We start from the raw sequence: 23,415 nt of genomic DNA, 5'->3' as shown, positions 1-23,415 counted from the left end.
CAGCGCTAGGCTACTGCGGCCACGCCCGTCAGCAGCACCCGGCTGCCGCCAACCCCAGGGCGCACCTCCAGCCGCACGTCGATGCGTTCACGCAATTCCGTGACGTGAGAAATGATCCCGACCAGCCGGCCAGCCTGCTGCAAGTCCAGCAGCGTACGGATGGCGAAGTCCAGGCTCTCCGGATCCAGCGTGCCAAAGCCCTCGTCAACAAACAGCGTATCGAGCTGGATGCCCCCCGCGCGCGACTGCACCACGTCGGCCAGCCCCAGCGCCAGCGACAGCGACGCGAGGAAGCCCTCTCCACCTGAAAGCGTGTTGGCCGGGCGCGCCGCGCCGGTATCGTGGTCGAACACTTCGATGTCCAGCCCGCCCGCGCTGCGCTGGTCCGCCTGCTCGCGCACGCGCTGCAGCACATAGCGGCCGCGGCTCATCGCCAGCAGGCGCGCCGACGCCGCTTCCAGCACCTCATCGAGCAGCGTGGCCAGCACGAAGCGCTGGAAGGTCATGCGGCGCGGGTTGTTGCCGTTGGCGACTTCGGCCAGGCGGCCCAGTACGGCGAAGCGGGCTTCGATGTCACGGCCTTGCGCGTCCAGTTGATGCAGGCGCTGCTGGCATTGCAGCAACGTGTCGCGCGACCGGCCGCGCTCGGCCTGTTGGCGGACCAGGGCTTCCACCGCGGCTGCCGACGCATCCCGCGCTGCGTGCAGGCCGTCCAGGTCCGGCGCGTCCAGCGTTTGCGCGGCGGCCTCGGCGCGCTCGCGCCATTCCGCTGCGGAAGCAAGTTGCGTATCAAAGGCACGCAGCGTAGCGTCGAGCGTCTCCATTGCATCGTCGCCCAGGCAGGCAGCGGCATGCGTCGGCACATCGGCAAAACCTTGCAGCGCCAGCGCCTGACCAAGCACGTCCTCGGCATCGGCCAAGCGGCTAGCAGCCTGCGCCTGTGCCTGCTGTGCGGAAACCAGTCCGGCCTGTGCCCCTGCTGCGTCCGCAGCGGCCTGCCGATCGGCCGCCTGCGCAGCGGCCAGCGCTTGTTCCAGCGTAGCCAGGGTGGCTTGCGCCTGGCGCAGCGCTTCGCCCAACGCAATGGGGTCGCGTGAATCCTCGGGAACCTGCGCGCTGTTGGCCTGCCATTCGCCACGGCAGTGGGCCAGCGCCTGGGCGGCGGTATCGGCTGCGGCGGCGGCATCGCGGTGCGCGGCTTGCGCAGTTGCAAGCGCCGTGCGGCAAGCGCCAATGGCCGCTTCGCGTTGCGCGACGCTTGCCGCCGCTTGCCGGCCTTCGGCCAGTGCCGCTTCCAGCGATTGGATCTCCGCGCTCAGGTTGCGGGCGGCCTCCTCGCCGACATCGGCCAATACCTCGGCCAGCTCGTCGCGCCGCTCACGCGCCTGAGCAATAGCTGCCTGCGCGGCCTGATGCTGGCCAGCGCAGCGCACCGCATGGGACTCGGCTTCCAGCGCAGCGTGACGCGCTGCCTCCAGCGCCTGGTCTGACAGCGGCTCCGCCACGTGTTGTGCCGGCACCGGATGCGCGGTGCTGCCGCATACGGGGCAGGCACCACCCGCGGCCAGGCTTGCGGCCAGGCGCGCGGCCTGCCCGGCGCGCCAGACGGATTCCACATCGGCCAGCTCGGTGCGACAACGGTCGCGCCGGCGCAGCGCCTGCTGTTCGGCTGCCGCGCTGCTGGCAGCCTGCGCGTTCGCGGCTTCCAGCGCGTGCGCCGCTTGCCGATAGCGTTCGAATTGCCGCGCGCGTTCTTGCAACGCAGCCAGCTGCAATGCCGTCGTCTGTGCCTGCGCGGCGGCAAGCTGGGTCTGCGCCAGGGCCGACTCCGCGGCCACGGCGTCGGCTTGTCGCATGGCAAGCTGTGCCTCGGCGCGTTCGCGCGCGGTGGCTGCGGCAACCTGCTTTGCCTCGGCCGCCCGCAACGCGCCAAGCAGGGCGCCCAGCTGTTGCGCGCGTGGCAGCACTGCTTCCAGCTGGGAAACGCGCCGCTGTGCTTCCTGGCGCGCGTCAGTGCGCGCCGCTTGCGCCTGCAAGACCGCCGCCGCTTGCGCGGCCCGTTGCGTGGCACGCTCCGCCTGTTCGCTCGCCTGCGTCAAGGCCGCGGCGCTGCCCGCCTGGTCACGCTGCGCGGCTTGCCATGCCTGCAAGGCCGGCCTGACACGCGCGGCCCGTTGCGCCGCGTGCCAGCGGGCGCGCTCGCCGTCCATGGCTGGCTGCCGCGCCAGCAGCGCCGCATGCGCGGCCTGCGCCTGCTGGCGTTCCTGCAATCGCGCCGCCACCTGCTCACCGGCGCCCAGCGCCGTCTGCGCCGCGGCCAGCGTGGCCCGCGCGCCTTGTTCCTGCCCTTGCAGCGCCAGTAACGCGGCCTGCAGCGCCTCGATGCCTTCCGCCAGCGCCTGCGCCGATTCCACGCCAGCTTGCCGCAATGCTTCGTCGCGCTGGATGGTGATGCGCTCGGCATCGCGGCGGATGCCGGCGGCCTCGGCCTTCAGCAGCTCTTCCACGCGGCGGTACAGCTCGGTGCGGAACAGCCGTTCAAGTATGGCCTGCCGTGCCTGCGAGCTGGCGGTCAGCAATTCACGGAAACGGCCCTGCGGCAGCACGATCACCTGGCGGAACTGGGCGCTGTCGAAGCCCAGCAGGTCGCGCACGGCATCGCTGACCTTGCCCGGCTGGCTGGCCTTGCTGACCCAGTCATTGCCATCGTGCAGGTCCAGCTGCGCCTTGGCCGGCTCGGTCACCCAGCCCTCGCCGCGCTGCCTGGGCCGCTCCTGCACCGGCGAGCGCACCACGCGCCAGCGCTGGGCGCCAAGGCTGAACTCCAGCGTCACCTCGGTGCGCAGCGCCGGCGCGGCGTTGGCGCTGCGCATGGCCTGCGCACTGCGCTCGCCGCCGGAGGTATCGCCGTACAGCGCAAAGCAGATCGCATCGAGCAGCGTGGTCTTGCCCGCGCCGGTGGGGCCGTGGATCAGCACGAAGGCCTGCTCGCCCAGCCGCGTGAAATCGACCTGCTCGGTCGCGGCAAAGGGACCGAAGGCCTGCAGCGTCAAATGCAGCGGTCTCATGCCGACTCCCTGTCCGCGGCGGCGATACCGGTCAGCACCTGGTCGAGCATCGCACGCTGGTCCGGGTCCAGTTCGGCATCCGCCACTTCGCGAAAGAAATTGGCAAAGAGCTCGCCGGTTCCCAGTTGCCGCAGCTTGCGCCCGGCCTCCGAAGCCGTGCCAGTGCGCGCCAGCACTGTGCGCTCGATCGCCAGTGCGTTGGGATAGACCTGCCGCAGCCGCGCCATCGGGTCCAGCAGCGCACCGGTATCGGTGAGCCGCGCGTGGATGTAGTCATCGCGTTGCGGATCATCGCCCCCCGCTGCCAGCACCTGTGCCAGCTCGCCTTCCACCACCCGCACGTCGCGCAGCGCCTGCAGCGCCACCGGCGTGATGGTGACAGCCCCGTCCGCACCCAGCTCGATGCGCGACACCGACTTGTCGTGCGCGCACTCCGACAGCGAATACTTCAGCAGCGAACCCGCATAGTGGATGCGCCCGCCGCCCAGCGTCTGCGGGCGGTGCAGGTGGCCCAGCGCCACCAGGTCGAAGCCGGCAAACAGGTCCGCGGCCACCGCGCCGCTGCCGCCCACCGACAGCGGGCGTTCCGATTCGCTCGCCGCGCCGCCCACGACGAAGGCATGACCCACCACCACGGCGCGCACGCCCGGCGGATGCACCGCGCGGATGGCGTCGAGTTGCGCGCGCAGCGCGGCTTCATGCGACAGCAGCTCGGTGCCCATCGCATCGCGCACCACGGCAGGCTCGGCATACGGCAGCGCGTAAAGGCGCACTTCGCCATGCGCGTCGTGCAAGGTCACGCAACTGGCCTGCGCCAGCGTGCGGCCGGCCACATGCAGGCCCTGCGCGCGCATCAGCCGCGCGCCAAACTCCAGCCGCTGCGCGCTGTCATGATTGCCCGCGATCATCACCACCGGCACGCCGGCGTCGATGACGATGCGGCCCAGCACGTCGTCGAGCAAGGCCACCGCCTCGGGCGGCGGCACGGCGCGGTCGTAGACGTCGCCGGCGATCAGCACGGCATCGGGGCGCTCGGTGCGGACCAGTTCGACAAACTGGTTGAGGATATGGGCCTGGTCTTCCAGCAGGCTGCGCGCATGGAAGAGCCGGCCGAGATGCCAGTCGGCGGTGTGAAGAAAGCGCAATCCGGGGTCCGGTTGAAGAAAGGGCGAAACCCGCATCATAATGCTTCGCGACCTGCCCACCCGTTCAGCAGCGGTTCAGGCGGGCGCGCGCATCATGCATGCGGTCGCCCCCAGATCATGAAGTTAACGGAGAACGCACATGAAACGCATCCTGACCGCCACCGCCCTTGCTCTCGCCCTGGGCCTCGCCGCAGCCGGCGCCAGCGCCCAGTACACCGGCCCGTCCGCGGTGCCCGTCATGACCGTCAAGGCGCTGCAGGCCGAAGGCAAGGACGACCAGCATGCCGTGCTGCGCGGCAAGATCGTCAGCAGCGTCGGCGACGAGCGCTACCTGTTCTCGGACGGCACGGGCCAGATGAAGGTGAAGATCAAGGCCAGGCTCTGGCCGGCGCAGAAGCCGGTGGATGCGCAGACCACGGTGGAACTGGTCGGCGAATACGACAAGAAGCTGATCGGCGAATCGCACTTCGACGTGAAGGAGATCCGCCTGCAGTGAGGCGTGTCCTGATGCGCGCGCTCAGACTGGCTCGGCCTCGCTGTCGGCGATCTGGTACTTGCGCATCTTCTCCCACAACACCTTGCGGCTGATGCCCAGGCTAGCCGCCGTGTCCTGACGCCGCCAGCCATTGGCATCGAGCGCGGCCAGGATGCGGCGGCGTTCTTCCGTATCGGCGCGCAGGTCGTTGCGCTCGCCGCCATCGAACGCACCCGGGTGCAGGGAGCGGAACAGCGGCCGGATACGCTCCTCATCCCAATGCCCGGTCTGCTGCACGGTAATGCCCACACGCTCGGCCAGGTTGCGCAGCTCGCGCACGTTGCCGGTGAAGTAGGCGGTGCCGACCGCGCCCTTGAGCCAGTCCGGCATCGGCGGCAGCGCGTCGAAGCCGGATGCTCCCAGCATATGGCGCAGGAACGACTGCAGCAGCGCCACCTTGTCGGCCGGTCCGCGCTCTTCCAGGCTGGGGATGCGCATCTCGATCACGGCCAGGCGGAAGAACAGGTCGGCACGGAAGCGCCCCTGCCGCACCGCGTCGCGCAGGTCCTTGTTGGTGGCCGCCACCAGCCGGAAATCCAGCTTGACCGCCAGCGTCGAGCCCAGCCGCGTGATCACGTTCTCTTCCAGCACGCGCAACAGCTTGACCTGCTGGAACAGCGGTAGGTCGCCGATTTCATCGAGAAACAGCGTGCCGCCGTTGGCCTGCTCGAAATAGCCGCGGTGCGCGAACGAGGCGCCGGTGAACGCGCCCTTGGCATGGCCGAAGAACTGCGATTCGAACAGGCCGTCCGGAATCGCGCCGCAGTTGACCGCCACGAACGGGCCCTTGCCATAGGTGCTGTTGCGTTCATGGAACAGGCGCGCGATGCGTTCCTTGCCCGCGCCGGTCTCACCGTACAGCATCACGTTGCTGCCGAAGTCGGCAAAGGTTTCCACATGCTGCAGCAGCTGGCGCATTGCCGGCGAACCGGCCACCAGGTCGGCCTCGCGCTCGCCGGGCGCGTCCGTGGCCAGCAGTTGCGGCAACAGCTTGCCGATCTGGCTGCGCAGGTCCGCGCCGGTGAAGTCATCGGCGAGGATATGCGCGTACTCCGGCGGAAAGCGGCCGGGATCGCTCTCGCGGCCGGGTCCGGCCACCCAGATCACCGGCATCCCATGCGCGGCCTCCCAGTCCAGCGAAAAGCGCGCGGCGCCGATCACCGACACGCTGATCACCGCGATGCAGGGCTTCACGCGCGGCTCGGCGGGCAGGGCTTCGAGCGCGCCGGCGCGGATCACATCCACGCCCAGCGGTGCCAGGAAACGCGTGACGCGGTCGGCAATCTCGTACTTGCCTTCCCACACATAGACTTCAAGGTTTTCGTAGGCCCAGCGGTCTGTCTTCATTCGATTTCTGCCATCAGGCGGTTTGTCGCTTCCATGGCTCAGTACACCAGTTCGGCATTGTTGCAGTCGATGCTGTGGACCCAGAGATCGGCGGTGCCCAGCTGGATTCCCAGGCTGGCGAGCAGGGGCGGGATCAGCGCGTCAAGCGCTGCCCCGACCGGCGCGAGTAACGGGCCAAGGTCAATGGGCACGCTAAGGATGCCCAGCAGCCTGGTCCGCACCTTCAGGGCCAGCACTTGCGAGAACAACCCACCGAACGGGTCGCTGGTGCCAACCTGGGCGTGCCCACCCGGTGCCAGCGTGACATCCTGGCCAACCGTGTTGCCATAGCGTGGCACATCTGTGGCAATCACGTCGGCAATGTCGAGCAGCCCCACCTTGGCCTGGCCGAGCACCACGTCGCCGCCCTTGCAGCCATCGGTCAGGCACGCCGTGACGAGGCTGCTCCTGACATGCATGGTGGCACGACGGTCCGCAGCACTTGCCGCGCATTGCAGCTTGGTCAGGTCGGCAGTGGCACTGGCCACGTCAAGATAGAGCGGCACGTTCAGGTTGGCGTCCAGTACCGGTTTGGCAGAAATCTGGAGCATCAGGGTCAGTTTTATCTGGGACGAGCTTGCAGTCGTCTGCCAGGTGTTCGGGTTGCTGGAGAGCTGCCGCGCCGGACCCGCCGCCGTCACCGGCGGCTGGATCACGCGCAGGTTGGCACTGATCCCACCCAGGCCGAGGGGCAGCTTGGGTATGTTGAGCGGCAGTGCGACTGCCGTGTCCCCTCGCGCCACCTGCGCGCCGGCCAGCAGCAACTGCGCCACATTCAGGCCCACTTCCACCGCCGACGATGCCGCGGGCGCCATCACGCCAAGATCAAGCAGCCTGGCCAGTGACACCGTCGCCGCCGCGCCACTGGCACCAAGCGCCGTAGGCGGGCTGCCCAGCATCGTCGTCAGCAGCGCGTCGCGGCCGGCCGCGCCAAGCACCAGCGCGTAGAAATCGCGCAGGTTCAGCGAGGTATTCAGCAGCTGGTCGACCGTGCCGACATTGGCTTTGAGCCGTAGCTGATCCAGCGTCACCGTGGTATTAAGCAGCCCCTGCCAGTCCACCAACGACAAGTTCACCGTATTGCCCAGCAGCACACTCAACATGCTGTTGGCCGTGGAAACATCCAATAGCCCGGTGCCCAGCGAAAACGCCGCCACCGGCGGACTGCCGCTGGCAATCGATTCAGCAAACAGCTGGCGTCCGCTGCCCCCCTTGATCACAAACAGGATCGGCACAGTCTGCGTGGCCTGTACGCGCACGGCATTTGGCGATACCTGGGCCGGGTTGTAAGCGGCGCTGAAATGCCTTGGCCCGCCGCTCGCCGGATCCCACACACCAAGACAGGCTGTCATGGCATCCGCGCTGCCGCCGGTGGCATCGCCACACCCCATGGCAATGCCTGACGGATAGCCGTTTTTCGCACCGATATTGCTGACCGTACCCAGCACGGCGCTGTTGAGATTCGCCGCACTGTCCGCCCGCTTGAGCTGCTGCGCCGCCGACATCGCCGCCAGGTCCACCATGTTCTGCAACTGCCGCTGGCGCATGAACACATGCCCGACATCGATCGAGACCAGCGCGGCGATCGCCACGGTGCCGATCAGCAGCGCCGCCATCACGCTGACGGCGCCGCGCGCGGATCGGTGCGCCCTGCGCAGACGCGACGGTCGCAAGCTCATTTGCCGCCCAGCATCTGGCCAGCGGAGCCGGAGCGCGTGGTGCTGGCGTTGGCCTGCCCTGTGTAGAACTCCGGCAGTGCAAAGCGGAAGCTGTTCAGGTAGCGCTCATAGCCCAGCGCTGCCTGCTCGCCGTGCATCGGCAGCATCGGTCCGGCCTGCGTGCCCTCGCGCTGGATTGCGAGGACGGCGCGCGTGTCGGCACCGATGTCGCGCTGCGCGGGACGGCCCTGCGGCATGCCGGAGGAAGTGGCGGCGGCCGCTTCCGTCACCGTGCCGTCGGTTTGCGCGTGCGCAAGCGGCGCCAGCGCCGACAGGGCCAGCGCCGCGCACATGGCGGGCTTGCGGATGGCAGTAAGGAGATTGGCTGTCATGGTGTAGCGCCCTCTTGTGCGGCGACGGCAATTGGCTTGGCAACGACCGCCACGGCAGTGGCCGGGGCGGACACCGGTTTCGGCTGGCCCGACCGTGCCGCTGCGCGGTCGCGCGTGGCAGTGGCCCGGGCGATGCGGTCGGCTTCCTTGCGGATGGCGCTGCGCGTGGCCTCCGGCAGCGCGGCCTTCTGCATCATGGCGTTGGCCTGCGCGCGCTTGCCGTCGGCCATCAGCCACACCGCGGCATTGCTGATCACGCGCGGGTTGCGCGCATCGAGCTCAAGCGCCTGCATCACCGGCACGCGCGCGTCCTGCAGCGCGCCGGCACGCATCAGCGCATAACCCAGGTCGCTGGCGATGCGCGCATTGACCGGGTCCAGCGCCGCGGCTTCGCGCAGTTCGGTGACAGCGCGCGCGAAGTCATCCTGGCGCCCGGCCAGCAGGCCAAGCCCGTGGTGCGCATGCGCGGCCTCCGCGCCCTTGGCGCTGGCCGCCAGCTTCTGGTAGGCCTCGGCGGCGGCCTTGTCCTGCCCGGTCTCGCGCAGCGCATCGGCACGCATCACCTGGATCTCCGGTCCGGCGCCGAAGCGCTGGACATAGACCTCGATATGCGCGAGCGAGGCAAAGTACAGCCCGTCCTGCTGCATCTTGCGGATCAGGCCCAGGTAGACCGCCTGCTCGCTGTATTCGGCGCGCGCGGTCTTGTCGCGCAGCTTGGCCAGCTCCACCTGGGCTTCGGCCTGCTCATGCATGGCCGCGGCCCCGTTGTTGCTGGCGGCGCAGCCGGACAGCGCCGCCAGCAACAGGCACGCCGCCGGTTTCCAGACCCGGCCCAACGCCGGACCGACTGAGCGCTTCATCGCATTCCTTTCATTTCATATGTGCCAGCATGCGGATCACCCCAAGGAAGCCGGGGCCCGCGGTCAGGATCAGCAGCACCGGCAGCAGGCTGACCACCATCACCGCGGTCATCTTGACCGTGAGCCGGCCGATCTCGTCCTTCATGCGCGACTTGCGCGCTTCCTGCATGCGCAGGCCGAACTGGCGCAGCGGCTCCTGCACCGCGCCGCCGTGCTTGTCCACCTGCGTCAGCAGCGTGATCAGGCTTTTCAGGTCTTCGCTGTCGAACAGCCGGCCGATGCGCAGCAGCGTCTGCTCGCGCGAGCGGCCCGAGGCAAACTGCTGGTTGGCGCGCGCCAGCTCCGGTCCCAGCACGCGCAGCATGCCGCCGAACTCGGCCACGATCACTTGCAGGCTTTGGTCGATCGACAGGCCCACGCCCTGCAGCAGTCGCAGCATGTCGATCAGCACCGACAGCTCGTCATCGACCATGCGCAGGCGGGCCGTGGCGCGGCGGCGCAGGTACCACTTGGGTGCCAGGTAGGCCATGGCGAACGTGCCGAAGCCCCATGCGATCACGGCCAAGGCGCCCGCGCCCACATGCCACAGCATGGCTACCAGCGCTAGCCCCAGCGGCAGCGCCAGCCGCAGCACGCCGAACACCACGCGCGCCTGCGGGCCGTACCAGCCGCATTGCTCCAGCAGTTGCTGGTCTTCCGGCGTCACCACCGCGCGGCCCAGCCGCGATTCCAGCCAGTCGGCATCGAAGCGCTCGCCGACGCGCGCGCCGAGTTGTGCGCCAATGCCCGTGGCCGCACCGGCCCTGCCCTGCGCAGCGCCGGCCGCGGCAGGCGCCGCTGCAGCCTTCGCCGTGGGCTGGGCGCCGGGCGCAGCCGGGGCGGCGGCCTGGGCCGCGCGAGCAGCCTGGGCAACCTCCTGCGCCCGCTGCCGCGCCAGTGCGGAATCGATGGTGCGCGCCGACAGCCGGCGCTGGCGCCAGTCGCGCAGCAGCGGCAGCGTCAGTACGCCCACGCCGCATGCGGCGACGAACAGGCTCAGCGAGATCAGCGTCAGGCGGTCCATGGTGGCGATGTCCGTGTCCGTGCTGCTCAGATCGACTTGGCCAGCCGGTACAGCATGAAGGCGCCGGCGACTTCCAGCGCCGCCGCCGACAGCAGCATCGATTTGCCGGTGGGGTCTTTCCACATCATCATGATATAGCCCGCGTTCAGCGTGAACAGGCCGCCGGCCACCACCAGCGGCAGCAGCCCCAGGATCCACGCCGACAGCCGCGTCTCGGCCGACAGCGCCATCAGCTCGCGTTGCGCCTGCTCGCGGTCGCGCATAAAGGCGGCGGTGCGCTCCATCACCACATCGGCACGGCCGCCGTAGCGCACCGACAGGCGCAGCACGGAAGCCACCAGCACCAGTTCCTCGACCTTGAAGGTGCGCCCGACCTGCAGCACTGCCTGGTCCAGTTCCTTGCCGGCGCGCTGCAGGTGTATAGCTTGCACCAGGCATTGGCGCAGCGGCGCCTCGGTATTGGCGATCGAATTCTGGAACGCCGCCGGCACGCTGCTGCCGATCGTCATCAGCCGCACCACGCCGTCCAGGAAGCCGGGCAACTGCGACAGCAGCTTCTTGTGCAGGCGGCGCACGCGGTTCCATGCCGTGAATGCCGCCACCGCCGCCGCCACGACGAAGACCGACACCGCGCCCAGCCATTGCCCCGCCACCGCGCCGGCCAGCGTGCACAGCACCACCGGGGTGATCCAGATGATCGCGGTGCGGCGCGTGGGCGCCAGGTCGGCACGGCGCAGGAAGTCATCCCAGCGGCGGCGCAGGTCGCGCCCGGGCATCTGCAGCGACGGGTCCGGCGCCTGCGCATAGCGCATCCGCACCTGCTCGGTCTGCGCCTGCAGGAACGCCTGCTGCTGCTCGCGGCGCGCGCGGGCCTGCGCGCTGGCGAGCAGCAACAGGCCCAGGCCGGTGATGACCAGGGCCAGCGCGGCGAGCAGCAGCGTGGCGCTAGACATCGAAGCGGTCGTCCAGCATGAAGCCCGGCCCGCGCATGCGCGCCAGCTTGGGCGAGTGCGGCAGCAGGCCGAGCGAGAGCCAACGGTCGGTCTCGGTACCGTCCGGGTTCATGTAGGGTTCGTGCCGGTACAGCTCCTGCGTGGAGATGATGTTGTCGCCCAGGCCGGTCACCTCGGTAATCGAGACGATACGGCGCTTGCCGTTCGACAGGCGTGCGATCTGCACGATAAAGTCGATCGCATTCGCGATCTGGCGCCGCAGGCTCAGCTCGCTGCCCTGGAAGCCGGCAAAGCCAGCCAGCATCTCCAGCCGGTACAGGCATTCGCGCGGGCTGCTGGCGTGGATGGTGCCCATCGAGCCGTCGTGGCCGGTGCTCATGGCCTGCAGCATCTCCAGCACCTCGCCGCCGCGCACTTCGCCCACGATGATGCGGTCGGGGCGCATGCGCAGGCTGTTGCGCAGCAGGTCTCGGATCGATACCACGCCAGTGCCCTCGAAGCCGCCCGGACGGCTTTCCAGCCGCACCACATGCGGGTGGTTCAGCGCCAGCTCGGCGGTGTCCTCGATGGTGATGACGCGCTCGGTGGCCGGCACGAAGGTGGCCAGCGCATTGAGCAGCGAGGTCTTGCCCGAACTGGTGCCGCCGCTCACCAGGATATTGCAGCGCGCCTGCACCGCGGCCTGCAGCAGGTCGCCGATCTCGGGGCTCATGGTGCCCAGCGCCTGCAGGTCGGCGGGCGTCATCGGGTCCTTGCGGAACTTGCGGATCGACACCACCGGACCTTCCAGCGCCAGCGGCGGGATCACCACGTTGATGCGGCCACCGTCGGGCAGGCGCGCATCGACCATCGGACTGGACTCGTCCAGGCGCCGGCCAATCGGCGCCAGGATGCGGCGCACGATGCGCAGCAGGTGGCCGCTGTCGGCGAAGCGCACCGGAATGCGCTCCAGAACGCCGTGGCGCGACACGTAGACATCGAGGTGGCCGTTGACCAGGATGTCTTCCACCGCGGGGTCGTTGAGCAGGTCTTCGATCGGGCCGAAGCCCGCCAGCTCCTTGGTCAGCGCCTCGGCGATCTGGCGCAGCTCGGCTTCGTTGATGGGTATGCGCCGCAGACGCGTGAAGCTCTCGAGCTCCAGGTCGACAAAGTGCTGGATCGCGGTGCGCGACCAGCGGCCGAACTCGGCGCCAAGCTCTTCGATGCGGGTCAGCAGGTGCTCGTGCGCCGCTTCCTTGATGTTGTGGAATTCCTGCGAGACCGGGAACGGTGCGGGGGCGTTGTCGGAGAATTCGATCGCTTGCGTCATGTCAGCTTCCAGTGCGTGCCGTGCGCGCGCCGCGCGCGACCAGCGCTGCGCGCAGCGCCCCGGGCAGTTTTTTCTTGATCCGCGCCAGCAGCGTGGTGTTCCTGGGCGCCGCCGCGCGATACCCCAGGCGCACCAGCAGATCGGCCAGCGCGCGCACATAGGGGTCGTGCGGATCGTCGTCGGCCAGCACCGCGCCGCGGTTCATGGCCAGCACCAGCGCCTCGCGGCTGTCTGGCAGCGTCGCCACCGACTGCACGTCCACGCGGCGCGCGATCTGTGCGGCGTCCACCCCCAGCCGCGCATCGAAGCGCGACACCAGCAAGTGCAGGTCATCGCGCTCCACTTCGCGCGCGCGCAACTCATGCACCAGTTCCGCCGCGGAGACGATCGCGCCCACACTCTGGTCGGCCACCAGCACCACGCTGTCGGCGGCCTTGACGATCTGCGCGGTGAATTCGGCATTGCCAAACCCGCCCAGGTCGATGATCTGCATGTCGAAGAACGCGCGCAGGCGCTCCAGCAGGCCGATGGCTTCGGAGTACGAGATGTCGCGCAGCTCGCCCAGTGCAGCGGGCAGCGGCAGCACGCACACGCCGTTGCTGTGGCGCGTCAGCGCGGTCTGCACGAAGACCTGGTCGAAGCGGCGCAGGTTGCGCACCGCCTCGACAAAATGAAAGCCCGGGCTCAGATTCAGGTACAGCGCGCCGTCGCGCGCCGGCAGGCCCAGGTCCATCAGCAGCACTTCGGCGCGGGCGTCGGTCTTCTCGTGCCGTGGCAGGCGACGGCGCGCGGCCGCGGCCAGGTTGACCGCCAGGCTGGTCACGCCCACGCCGGGGCGCGCGCCCAGCAATGCCACGATCTTGCCCTGGCGCGCCGCCTCGGCCGGGCGCACCTGCTCGCTCGGCACGGCCAGGCGCTTGACCACGGCCTCGGCCTGCGCCGGCGCATCGCGCAGGTCGATAAAGTCCTTCACGCCTACGCGCAGCGCGGCCAGCATGATGCCCGGTTCGTCGGCCTGGCCCACTGCCACCAGCGGCAGGCCGGGAAAGAGCCGCAGCAACTGCTCGCCCAGGTGCGCCGACTGCCCGGCCAGTTCCGCCGAGAAATGCAGGAACACCAGGCCGGGGCGCAACTCGGCCACGCGCTCGATAAAAGCTTCCTGGGCCCCGCCATCGGTCACCAGCGTGCCCAGCCCGCCGAGGACCCTGCCCAGCCAGTCCCTGACTTCGCCCTGCGTTGCGTGCAACAGAAAATAGTCCATCTCTCCGCCTCAAGGCTGTTGGCCATGCCAGCCGGCATGGCCGGCGGCTATTTCGAGAAACCCGGCAAAGTCGGGTCCGCGTATTCACCCAGCACATACCAGCCCCATACATTGGGGCTGGCGTCGGTACGGCCCTCCGCGCCGACGGCCTGCGCCGCGGGCGAGTTCCTTGCCATTGGCTTCACCAGACGCGGGGTGACGACGATCATCAGCTCGCGGTCTTCCTGGTGGAAGTTCAGGTTCTTGAAGAAGGCGCCGATCACCGGCAGGTCGCCCAGCACCGGCACCTTGTTGACGTTGCTGACAGTGTTGCGGCTGACCAGCCCGCCGATCACGAAGCTCTCGCCATCGCCCAGCTCCACCGTGGTGTCGGCGCGCCGCGTGACGATGGCCGGCACCACCGCGCCATTGATCGATATGCCGCGCGAGGGGTCGAGGTCGCTGGCCTCCGGCGCCACCTTCAGCGCGATGCGGTCGGCCGACAGCACCGTGGGCGACACGGTCAGCCCGATGCCGAACGGCTTGAACTGGATTGTGGTCGTGCCCAGCGCCTGCGGCACCGGAATCGGGATCTCGCCGCCGGCCAGGAAGCTGGCGCTCTGGCCCGACAGCGCCACCAGGCTGGGCTCGGCCAGCACGCGCGCGAGGCCATTGGCTTCGAGCAGGCTGATGTTGGCGAAGATGCCGTGCGTGAGCGACGCCGCGACCAGGTTGAAGGCATTGCTCATCGGCTGCGAGATGTCGGCCGTGAAGCTTCCCGGCGCGCCGCCGCTGCCGGGGGTGAAGGTGAATTTGTTCAGCGTCGACGGCGAGAACGTGCCAAAGGCAAAGCCGGAGTTGTTGCGAAAGAAGTTGATGCCGACTTCCTTGAGCACGGTCTTGCTGATCTCCACCACCTTGACGTCGACCTGCACGGTGCCGGAGAGCGGCACGGTCGAGCGGTCCACCACCAGGCCGGGCTTGCCGTCGGCCTTGCCGGTGGTGGCCGCACGCGCGGCGGCCTGCGCGCGCGCCGCGCCATAGGCATCGGGCGACTGGCCGGTGATGGTGGCGCCGGCCGCGGAATAGTTCAGCTTCGCGCCATCGGCATCGGGCGCGATGGCATCGACCTGCACGTTGTAGGTCAACGGCTCGGCGCCGCGCGTCCACACCATCACGTCGGTCACGCCGGGTTGCCTGGCCACCAGCAGCACGCTGGGCGCGCCGCGTGTGCGCAGCACCAGCGCATCGGCCACCGCCGGATTGCCCACGGCCACGCGCTCCACTGGCTGCGCGCTGCGGATTTCCTTTTGCGCGCCGGCCATCAGGCGCAGCTGGCGCGCCGGCACGGCGTCCTGCGCTTGCGCGCGAGGCACCAGCGCGCACCATGCGGTGGTGGCCAGCATCGCGGCCAGCGCGAGCTGCATCAGCCGGCGGCGCAGGGCCACGATTTGGGCTTGTGTTTTCCGGATTTGCATTTGGTCGGCGCCCACGTTCTTATTCGATCTCGCGCTTGCCTGCGCGGATCACTTCCACGCCTGCGCTTTGTCTTGCCTGTGCCGGCACGGGCGGCGCGGCAACCTGCAGCGGCCGCGGCGCTGGCGTAGCCGCCGGCACGCGCGGGGCCTGAGCGCCAGTGGTGGTGGCCAGGCCAGACAGCACCACGCCGGCCATGGCCTTGTCGGGCGCCGCGCGCGGGGCGTTGGAGGGAACGCCGGCGCGCGCCGCCAGCGCGGGCGGAGGGTCGGCAAACATGCCGTCGCTGGGCATGGCTTCGTCCTGCGGATTGCGCAGCGCCAGCATCAGGCGCCCGGACTGCTGTGCCATGGCCAGGCGGCTGACCTGTTCCAGCGGCACCGACAACACCGCCGTCTTGGCGCCTTCCTGGCGCGCCATCATTTGTTCCGGCTTGGCGTTCTGCGGCCGGTTGACCGAGGCGACGCCGTAGGCCAGCACGCGCAGGCGCGACAGCAGCATGCGCGCCTGGCTTTCGGGGATCTCCTGCTGGTCGCGCCGCAGCACCAGGAAGACGTCGACATAGTCGCCGGGCTGCAACTGGTTGCCGACGCCGATGACCTCGTCGACAGACACCGCCACCGCGCGCTGACCTTCCGGCACCTGCGTGGCCAGGCCGGACAGCAGTTGGCCTTCGAGCACCGGCACGCTGGCGCCCAGCGCCACCAGCGGTACCTGCCCGGTCACGCGCGCCACTTCGCTGTAGGCGCCGGCGGGGTCGATCGGCAGCATCTCTACCTTGAGCGCGTCGGCTTCAAGCGGCTTGCCGGCCTCCGCCGCGCGCGTGGTCACCACCACCGGATGCAGCGGCTTGGCGGTATTCGCTGCCGCAGGCGCCTGTGCCGGCTGGCGGCCCACCTGCCACGCCAGCAGCGCAAGCAGAAGGGCCACGCCAAGCAGAACCACAGCCAGGAGTCGGATCTGCTTGCTGGTCATGCGAGATTCCTTTGGATGGGCATGGCGTGGGGACGTTGGGGCATGGCGGCTCAGATATCAGGTGAAAGCTGGACCATTGCCGAGCCCGACAGCGTTGCGGGGACCGGGACCATCGGCACGGCGGGGAGGATGTTTGCGGTGGGAAGGCTCAGCGTGACCTGCACACAGACATCGGCGGAGCCGGATGCACAGGGCACCGCCTGCGCAACACTGGCGGCAGGAATCAGGTCACTGATGGATTTTGGAAGGGTGCCGCGCGCCATCGCGGACGCGGCATTGACACGGGCGGCCTGCGTGGCCGCAAGGCCCGAGCCGGAAACGCCCGCAGGATAGCGCAGCGCAGCGCGCGCGCCTTCTTCTGCAGCCAGGGTCAGCACCTGCTGCAGTGCCAGCACCATGCCGTAGTAGGCGATGCCGATCACTATGGTGATCAGCACCGGCGCCACGATCGCAAACTCGATCGAAGCACTGCCGGCACCGTGGCAGCGCCGGTTGATCCTCCTGTTGACCCTTGCGTGCAGCAACATCCGAAGCCCCGGTCCTTTGGTGTTCTTTCGCGCCGACCGGCGGCGCAGCCTGCTTGCCTCTAGCCTGCCCGGCTATTGGCAAGCAGCCGTCCAGGCCAGCACACCCACGGCCAGGTACGCGGCATACGGGATGCCGCGCGCCCGTGAAAACTGCGCCGTTGGAATGGGTCCGCTTTCCTGATAATCGATGGCCTGACTTGTGGCCGGCGCGCGACGGTCCAGTGCCAGCGCCAGCAGCGCGTGCACCAGCCCGAGCAGGCTGCCGACGACCCATGCCACCACCAGTCCTTGCGGACCGGTGAACAGCCCCGCCACCGTCAGGAACTTGACGTCGCCTGCCGCCATGCGCCCGAGGGCATGGACCGGCAAGGTGACGGCAAGGCCCAGCCCCGCGCCAATCAGGCGCGTGGCCAGCGCAAGTTCCGTTGCCTGCCCAGCGAGTAGTGCCAGTCCGAGGGCGAGCACGGCAGCCACCAGTAAGGTGTTCGGAACGCGCCGATGAGCAAGATCTGTATATAGAGTCGCCGCGCAGAGGAGCGCGGCAATCATGTCGGTCTTACGTCGTTGGCTTGCCAAGCCAAACAGTGACCTTTTGGCCCAGACTCGTAAATCCGTCTCTGACATTTTCGCCGAGCGTGGTGGCTCCCACCGCGACGGTCAGCGCCACGAGCCCCGCGATCAGCCCATATTCAATAGCCGTCGCCCCGCGATCATCCTTAATAAAGCGTGTAATGAGTCGTTTCATAATTGACACTCCCGATGTGATCAAAGGCCGCGATCACGCCCACCCCATTCGATTATCACGGTGCTCTGTGGCCCGCTCTTTAAGTGACTATTCACGCTTGCTGCGCTTTTTTATAAGACATGCTATGTCTCAACCATACCCCTCCTACGGGTGATGGCAATGACCCAAAGGGGTCAAAACGCCCGTTTGAAACGACCCGGCACGCCCGGGTCACAGGTTGTTAAAGAGCAGTCAGGCCAGCGCGAAACCGGCCTGCAGCCTGGCTTTGCGGTCATTGCACCCGCAAAGCCAGGCAGAATAAAAAGATGCGCTGCGACGGGGTGATGAGCGACAGCGCACCGTGAAAACACCTATCAGGGATGAGACATTTCAGTGCAGCAGGCCCCCGAGAATCGGCAGTTGCGGCTTGCTGTCACCGCCGCTGGAGCCACCACCCGTAGTGCCGCCGACGCCGCTCTTGATGCCGCCGACCAGGCCCGTAACCGGCGCCAGCAGTGCACTGACCGGGCCCAGCGCGCCGCCGCCCGCTGAACCGCCCTCACCGCCACCAGTCTTGGCCAACGGCAGGTTGCTCAGCACGCCCGCCAGCGGATTGCCGCCCTGGCTGCTGTCTGCGCCCTGGCCAACACCAGTGCTGGCCAGCGGCACGTTGTTCAACAGGCCGCCCAGGGGATTGCCGCCTGCCTGGCCGTTGCCCTGCAGCAGCACGCCGGCGGCCGCAACGGCCTTGCCCGCCTCGGTCACCACGCCGCCCAGCGGCGAAACCACCGGTGCCTGGCTGTTGCTGAGCATGCTGCCGCCGGTGGCCACCGTATTGCCGGCCTTGTAGAGCAGCCCGTTGGCCGGCTCGCCCAGGCGCGTGCCCGCGCCCACCGTCTGCGTGCTGTCGGTAGCCTTGCTGGTCAGCGGCACGATGACCTTGCTGAGCGAGTTGGTGACCTGCGCGACGGCGCCGTCGCCCAACACGCTTTGCAGTTTGTCGCCGCCGCCCTGCACCGCGGCACCCACCTTCTGGACCAGGCCGCCCACCGGCGTGGTCAGCGGTGCCAGCGGCGCCAGCTTCTCCGTACCCAGGCCCTGCACCAGCGAGCCGCCGCTGACCACGGTGTCGCCCACTTCGCGGACCACGTTGCCGGTGCTGGCCACGGTCACACCGACCGGGTTATCGACCGAGCCCATCCGTCCGAGGCCGTCGCGCACGCCTGCGCCGAGCGCGCCGACTGCTTCGCCGGCATTGACCACCACCCCACCGGCCCCCTGGCGCGCCTGGGCGGGCAGCAGCGGCAGCGGCGCGTCCTGGATGGACTTGCCGATCTCGCTGACAGCGTTGCCCGTCGCCACCGCGGTATTACCGGTGCTCTCGGTGACCTTGCCAGTCGACGTGCTCTGCACGGTGGCGGGGGGCGGGGGCGTAACCGGCAGGTCGGCACCGCCGCCGCTGGGCTGCGGATTGGCGCCGCTGCCGCCGCCGCTCGAGGAGCAGCCGGCCATCAACAAGGCAATGGCGGCCACGCCGGCCGCGGCCAGTGAGGTCATGGAATGCTGCGCCGGATGTTTGGTCTTCATTGTTCTTCTCCTGTCTGGTTGGCCAGGCGCTGCCGGGCCGTCCTGTCTTTGCTTGGGTGCGCCGCATGGGATTGCAGACGAGCCTCGCCGCTGTCCCGCTCTTTGCTCTCCGGCCAACCGCCACGAACAGGCACTGCGGCACGGTGGAACGCGGGATCGTCGGCGCGTCGTGACAACGAATGGCAAGGTGCGTGCCAGCACCGCAAGGTGCGCTGGCGCGCAGACAGGGTGGCGCGTTGCGTGCCTTGCGTGGCGCGGGTTGCAGGGCGAAACGAGGTGGCCGCGCAGAGGACTCGTGCAACGTCACGGCCGGCGACAAACGTGTTACGTGCTACGTAACGTGTTCCCGGAGCACGGGAACACGAGGCAGCAGTCCGGCATGCCGCGATCGATTGCGGAACGTTGCGGCATGGCGCGCTATCCAGGTCCGGACGGCCGTCGCCGCCCCCCATCGCCCTCGCTGTTTTGTTCCCTGCGCACGACACACGTTACGTAACGCGTAACGCGCCGCCCCCTTTCCCCCACGCCTGGCACGACCCGGGGCGTTTTCCGTCACGGCCCTGGAGCGCGCATCCCGCAAGGCTTTGCGGGCCGCATACCCGACTTTTGCGGGGTCTGTGCGGTAGCGCTCCAACGGGCTGGCATACCGATTGCGCCATAACCGTCACCGCAGCACGCAGAAGACGAACGCGTTGCGCGGCCGAGCGATTTAAACGACGGGAATGAGGGAACACATCATGCGCAAACAACAACTCGCCGCAACGGCACTCCTTGCAACCCTGCTGACCCTGGGCGGCTGCGCCAGCGGCAACGGATCGACCTCCCTGGGCACCAGCGACACCGCGGGCACCAATGGCGGAACCAGTGGCGGCACCAAGAATGCGGATACCGTTGGCACGAGCGGTACGGGCGGCGCTACGGGCGGTACGGGTGGCACAGGCGGCGGCACCGACCTGGCCGGCGGCGGCACGGGTGGTACTGGTGGCACCGGCGGCAATAACGGTGGCAATAACGGCGGAAACAATGGCGGTGGCGACACGCCCGCCGCGCTGACCCCGACCGCCGCCGTCATCAACAATGGCGGCACGGTACTGGGCAACACTGGCAGCGCCGTCAGCGACCTCGGCAACCAGATTGGCAGCGCCAACCTGCCGCTGGTGCCGGCCCAGACACAAAGCAGCCTGGGCGGCGTGGTGGCCTCCACCGGTGATGCCGTGGGGGCGCTGGCCACAGGCCTGCAAACGGGCCTCGGCAGCATGCCCAACTCGGCCAACCCGGTCGGCACCACGGTAGCCAGCACCGGCAATGTGGTGACGGACCTCGGCAAGGCCGTGTCCGGCGCCGGCACGGCGGTCAGCGGCCTGGGTACCGGCCAGCTTGCCCCGCTGGCGCCGCTGACTTCGCCGCTGGGCGCGGTGGTGAATACGCTCGGCAACACGGTGAGCAACACCGGCGCGACGCTGACCACGGTCCTGTCGACCGGCGCGGTCGAGCAGGTGACCACCACCACCAGCAAGCTGATCGTGCCGATCACCTCCCAGCTAACCGGCGCCACGCAGACGCTGGGCGCGGCCACGGGCCTGGGCGCCCCGATCAACAGCCTGCTGGCGACCGTGGGCAGCGCGCTGGGCACGGCCGGCGGCAAGCTGCAACAGACCAACACGCCAGTGGTCTCGGGCGCCGGCGGCGTGGTGAACGCCACCGGCACGACCGTGGCCGCGCTCGGCGGCGCGACGAACGGCCCCGCCAGCGGCGGCGGCCTGGGCGCGCTGAGCCCGGTACTGGCACCGGTAACTGCGCTGGCCGGGGGGCTGGGAGGCGGTGCAGGCGCTGGCGGCACGGGTTCGCCGCTGGCGCCTGTCACTAGCCTGGTCAGCACCGTCACCGGCGGTCTCACCTCCGCCACGGCCAACACGCCGCTGGCGCCGGTCACCTCCCTTGTCAGCGGCGCGGCAGGCGGCCTTGGCAGCGCCACCGGCGGCAGCACCGGTTCGCCGCTGGTGCCGGTCACCTCTCTCGTCAGCGGCGCGGTAGGCGGCCTTGGCAGTGCCACCGGCGGCAGCACCGGATCGCCGCTGGCGCCGGTCACCACTGCGGTCGGCGGCGTGGTGAATGGCGTGGTCGGCGGCGTCACCGGCGCCACGACCGGCACTGGCACCACCAGCCCGCTGGCGCCCGTCACCAGTGTGGTCTCCGCCGTGACCGGCGGTGCCACGACCACCGCCGGCAGCACGACCGGCAAGGGCTCGACCACCGGTCCGATCGGTGGCCTGGTTGGCGGCCTGCTCGGCGGGCTGACCGGCGCGCTCGGCCAGAAGTAATCCAGCCTTGACCGCTGCCCTGGCGATCGCCTGATCGCTGGCAGCGGAGCACACCAGATTTCAACGTAGCGGCCACGCGCTGAGCTGGCAGCATCGGACAGCAGGCGCCCGGGGGTAGCGGCAATCCCCGCGCCAGTGGCACGCGACGTCAATAGCCGCAGTATTTCCTTACAGGGGTATTGCCATGCGTGCACGTCATCGCGTTGCCGCGCTGCTGGTCGGCGTCGGCGCGTTCCATCACGGCCTGGTCCTGGCCGATCCGCGCAGCCCGGTCCAGGGCGATCCGACCCAGACGCTCCCGAAGATTGCACCGGCCCGGCCCGACAGCAGCGTGACCGTGCAGGTCGAGCGGCCGCAGTCGGCCATGCAGGACTTGCTCAACGCACGCCTGATGCCGCGGCACTTTCGCATCGAGGGCGCGAAGACGCTGCCGTTCGAGGAGGTGGCCGCGCAGTTCACGCCGCTGGCCAACCGCGAGATCACGGTGGCGCAATTGCTGGAAGCGGCCAACACGGTGACGCAGATGTACAAGGACCGCGGCTATCCGCTGTCGTTTGCCTTCGTGCCGGCGCAGGATTTTGCCAACGGCGATGTGCTGATCACCGTGGTCGAGGGCTATGTGGCCAAGGTGACGGTCACCGGCAAGCCGGGCCCGGCAGAGGGCCGCCTGCGCGCCATCGCCGAGAAGCTGCAGCAGGACCGCCCGCTGCGCCAGGACCGCTTCGAGCACTACGTCAATGCGCTGGCGCTGCAGCCGGGGCTGCAGGTGGCGGCCACGGTGCAGCCGCCGACCACCACCGACGGCGCCTGCGAGATGGTGCTCGACGTCAAGCGCAAGCCGTTCACCTTCGGCACCGGCATCGAATACATGTCGCCGGGCCTGCGTGCCATCGCCACCGCCACCACCAACAGCCTGACGCCGCTGGGCGAGCAGATCTCGGTATCGGCACTGTTCCCCAAGGGCCGCGACAGCGAGGAGTACTACGCCGCCAGCTACGCGCAGCCGCTCGGCACCGAGGGCATGATCGCGCGGCTCAATGCGTCACACTACCGTGGCGTGCCGCAGAACGCCACGCTGGAGCCGATCGGGTTCAACCCGCGCTACGTCAACGACACCAAGCGCATCGGCGGCACGCTGAGCTATCCGCTGCTGTTGTCCAACGCGCATTCCCTTACGGTGACTGGCGGCTTCTACGGCGCCGACCAGTTCGAGCGCTATACCCATACCGCCACCGGCACGCGCGTCACCCTCGGCACCAATGTGCGCGTGGCCACCGCGGAGCTGACCTACGCGCAGCGCGGCGAAGGCGTAAGCCGCAACGCCACGCTGGGCTTGTACAAGGGCTTCGATGCGCTGGGCGCCAACCGCCAGAACAACACCAACGACCTGAGCTTCTTCCGCACGCGGCTGCTGCTGTCGCAATCGAAAGACCTGCTCGCGGGCTTCGGCCTGACCGTGGCCGCGGCCGGCCAGTACAGCGGCAGCCGGCTGGCCTCGGGCGAGCAGATCAGCTTTGGCGGGCGCTTCTTCGGGCTGGGCTATCCCGCTGGGGAAGTGGCGGGCGACAAGGGCTGGGGCGCTTCGGCGGAAATCAGCCGGCTGTTCCTGCCGGACATGACCTACCTGCGCACGATTCAGCCTTATGTGTCGGCCGATTTGGCGCGCGTGTATTCCAACAGCGTGTCGCTGTCGCACCGCAGGCTGTCGTCGGTGGCCATTGGGGCGCGTTTCTCGGACCGGCGCTACTACACGCTGGATTTGTCGGTGGCGCAGCCGGTGGGGGACAAGCCGACCAATGCGAGTCATCGGTCGCCGCGGATCAATATGGTTTATTCGTACCAGTTTGATTGAACTGGGCGCTATTGGGCTTACAAAGTTTCCCCGTACCCGGCCGGCGGCAGGTTTGCGTCGGCCGTTTTTTTTGGTTGTTGGGGTTTGTTTTGAGGGCTTGCGGCTGGCGTTTGTGGATGGATTGACGGTCCGGGTTTCGCCCCTGAAGGGGCGAGTCACTTTTTGTCCGAGCGACAAAAAGTAACCAAAAAACGCGTCGCCTCTGGCGGCTGGCCACCAATTTGAATTGGTAAGGAGCCTCGCCTTCAGGCCACTGGCACGATTCCGTGCCATCATGGTTTGCAATGTGTCCAGCTTCCAAGAAGGAGGGAAACCATGAACACGATTGCTCGCATTGGTGTCGA

Annotated in this window: 19 protein-coding genes; 3 read left to right on the top strand and 16 right to left on the bottom strand. The window is 68.8% G+C overall.

Going from position 1 to position 23,415, the window contains the following annotated elements:
- Positions 1-5 precede the first annotated feature (5 nt).
- Both DN412_RS25980 and DN412_RS25975 read right to left on the bottom strand, forming a co-directional pair.
- The gene (locus DN412_RS25980; RefSeq protein WP_115214213.1) at positions 6-3,068 is read right to left on the bottom strand and encodes an AAA family ATPase; all 3,063 of its coding nucleotides are present in this window, start codon (positions 3,066-3,068) and stop codon (positions 6-8) included.
- On the bottom strand, positions 3,065-4,213 hold the full coding sequence (locus DN412_RS25975; protein ID WP_115214212.1) for an exonuclease SbcCD subunit D: 1,149 nt from the start codon (positions 4,211-4,213) through the stop codon (positions 3,065-3,067). The genes DN412_RS25980 and DN412_RS25975 overlap by 4 nt, the downstream gene beginning before the upstream one ends.
- Before the next feature lie 139 nt (positions 4,214-4,352).
- Here DN412_RS25975 and DN412_RS25970 point away from each other — a divergent pair, with 139 nt between their 5' ends.
- Positions 4,353-4,709, top strand: a complete 357-nt coding sequence (locus DN412_RS25970) for a YgiW/YdeI family stress tolerance OB fold protein (protein WP_115214211.1) — start codon at positions 4,353-4,355, stop codon at positions 4,707-4,709.
- Positions 4,710-4,730: 21 nt separating this feature from the next.
- Here DN412_RS25970 and DN412_RS25965 read toward each other — a convergent pair whose 3' ends face one another.
- The 14 genes from DN412_RS25965 to DN412_RS25900 form a co-directional block, all read right to left on the bottom strand.
- Entirely contained in the window at positions 4,731-6,095 is a 1,365-nt protein-coding gene (locus DN412_RS25965; RefSeq protein WP_115214210.1) for a sigma 54-interacting transcriptional regulator, read from the bottom strand.
- A gap of 38 nt (positions 6,096-6,133) precedes the next feature.
- Positions 6,134-7,813, bottom strand: a complete 1,680-nt coding sequence (locus tag DN412_RS25960) for a TadG family pilus assembly protein (protein ID WP_115214209.1) — start codon at positions 7,811-7,813, stop codon at positions 6,134-6,136.
- On the bottom strand, positions 7,810-8,184 hold the full coding sequence (locus DN412_RS25955) for a DUF3613 domain-containing protein (RefSeq protein ID WP_115214208.1): 375 nt from the start codon (positions 8,182-8,184) through the stop codon (positions 7,810-7,812). The genes DN412_RS25960 and DN412_RS25955 overlap by 4 nt, the downstream gene beginning before the upstream one ends.
- Positions 8,181-9,044 (bottom strand): tetratricopeptide repeat protein, encoded by an 864-nt coding sequence (locus DN412_RS25950; RefSeq protein ID WP_115214207.1) that lies wholly within the window; start codon positions 9,042-9,044, stop codon positions 8,181-8,183. The genes DN412_RS25955 and DN412_RS25950 overlap by 4 nt, the downstream gene beginning before the upstream one ends.
- 10 nt (positions 9,045-9,054) lie before the next feature.
- Entirely contained in the window at positions 9,055-10,107 is a 1,053-nt protein-coding gene (locus tag DN412_RS25945) for a type II secretion system F family protein (RefSeq protein ID WP_115214206.1), read from the bottom strand.
- A 26-nt stretch (positions 10,108-10,133) separates the two neighbouring features.
- Positions 10,134-11,060 carry a type II secretion system F family protein gene (locus DN412_RS25940; protein ID WP_115214205.1) on the bottom strand — a complete coding sequence of 309 codons (927 nt, stop codon included), beginning with the start codon at positions 11,058-11,060 and terminating at the stop codon, positions 10,134-10,136.
- On the bottom strand, positions 11,053-12,369 hold the full coding sequence (locus DN412_RS25935; protein WP_115214204.1) for a TadA family conjugal transfer-associated ATPase: 1,317 nt from the start codon (positions 12,367-12,369) through the stop codon (positions 11,053-11,055). The genes DN412_RS25940 and DN412_RS25935 overlap by 8 nt, the downstream gene beginning before the upstream one ends.
- Before the next feature lies 1 nt (position 12,370).
- Positions 12,371-13,630, bottom strand: a complete 1,260-nt coding sequence (locus DN412_RS25930; protein WP_115214203.1) for a CpaE/TadZ family protein — start codon at positions 13,628-13,630, stop codon at positions 12,371-12,373.
- A 47-nt stretch (positions 13,631-13,677) separates the two neighbouring features.
- Complete coding sequence (locus DN412_RS25925) at positions 13,678-15,087, bottom strand: type II and III secretion system protein family protein (RefSeq protein WP_115214242.1); 1,410 nt, start codon at positions 15,085-15,087, stop codon at positions 13,678-13,680.
- Between the two features lie 19 nt (positions 15,088-15,106).
- Positions 15,107-16,060 (bottom strand): Flp pilus assembly protein CpaB, encoded by a 954-nt coding sequence (gene cpaB / locus DN412_RS25920; RefSeq protein WP_115214202.1) that lies wholly within the window; start codon positions 16,058-16,060, stop codon positions 15,107-15,109.
- A 50-nt stretch (positions 16,061-16,110) separates the two neighbouring features.
- A complete protein-coding gene (locus DN412_RS25915; RefSeq protein ID WP_115214201.1) occupies positions 16,111-16,587 on the bottom strand; it encodes a TadE family protein in 477 nt (158 codons plus the stop codon).
- Positions 16,588-16,659: 72 nt separating this feature from the next.
- On the bottom strand, positions 16,660-17,136 hold the full coding sequence (locus tag DN412_RS25910) for an A24 family peptidase (protein WP_115214200.1): 477 nt from the start codon (positions 17,134-17,136) through the stop codon (positions 16,660-16,662).
- A 7-nt stretch (positions 17,137-17,143) separates the two neighbouring features.
- Positions 17,144-17,332 carry a Flp family type IVb pilin gene (locus tag DN412_RS25905; protein ID WP_115214199.1) on the bottom strand — a complete coding sequence of 63 codons (189 nt, stop codon included), beginning with the start codon at positions 17,330-17,332 and terminating at the stop codon, positions 17,144-17,146.
- A gap of 369 nt (positions 17,333-17,701) precedes the next feature.
- Complete coding sequence (locus tag DN412_RS25900) at positions 17,702-18,898, bottom strand: collagen-like triple helix repeat-containing protein (RefSeq protein WP_115214198.1); 1,197 nt, start codon at positions 18,896-18,898, stop codon at positions 17,702-17,704.
- A 737-nt stretch (positions 18,899-19,635) separates the two neighbouring features.
- Between DN412_RS25900 and DN412_RS25895 the strand changes: the two genes are divergently transcribed.
- Both DN412_RS25895 and DN412_RS25890 read left to right on the top strand, forming a co-directional pair.
- Positions 19,636-21,219: a collagen-like triple helix repeat-containing protein gene (locus DN412_RS25895; RefSeq protein ID WP_115214197.1), complete on the top strand. Its 1,584-nt coding sequence runs from the start codon at positions 19,636-19,638 to the stop codon at positions 21,217-21,219.
- A gap of 184 nt (positions 21,220-21,403) precedes the next feature.
- Positions 21,404-23,071 (top strand): ShlB/FhaC/HecB family hemolysin secretion/activation protein, encoded by a 1,668-nt coding sequence (locus DN412_RS25890; protein ID WP_115214196.1) that lies wholly within the window; start codon positions 21,404-21,406, stop codon positions 23,069-23,071.
- Positions 23,072-23,415: the final 344 nt, after the last annotated feature.

The sequence above is a fragment of the Cupriavidus lacunae genome (assembly GCF_003353055.1).
Taxonomy (GTDB): domain Bacteria; phylum Pseudomonadota; class Gammaproteobacteria; order Burkholderiales; family Burkholderiaceae; genus Cupriavidus; species Cupriavidus lacunae.
The sequence above is the reverse complement of the archived record's forward strand: the minus strand, read 5'-3'. Positions and strand labels throughout refer to the sequence as shown.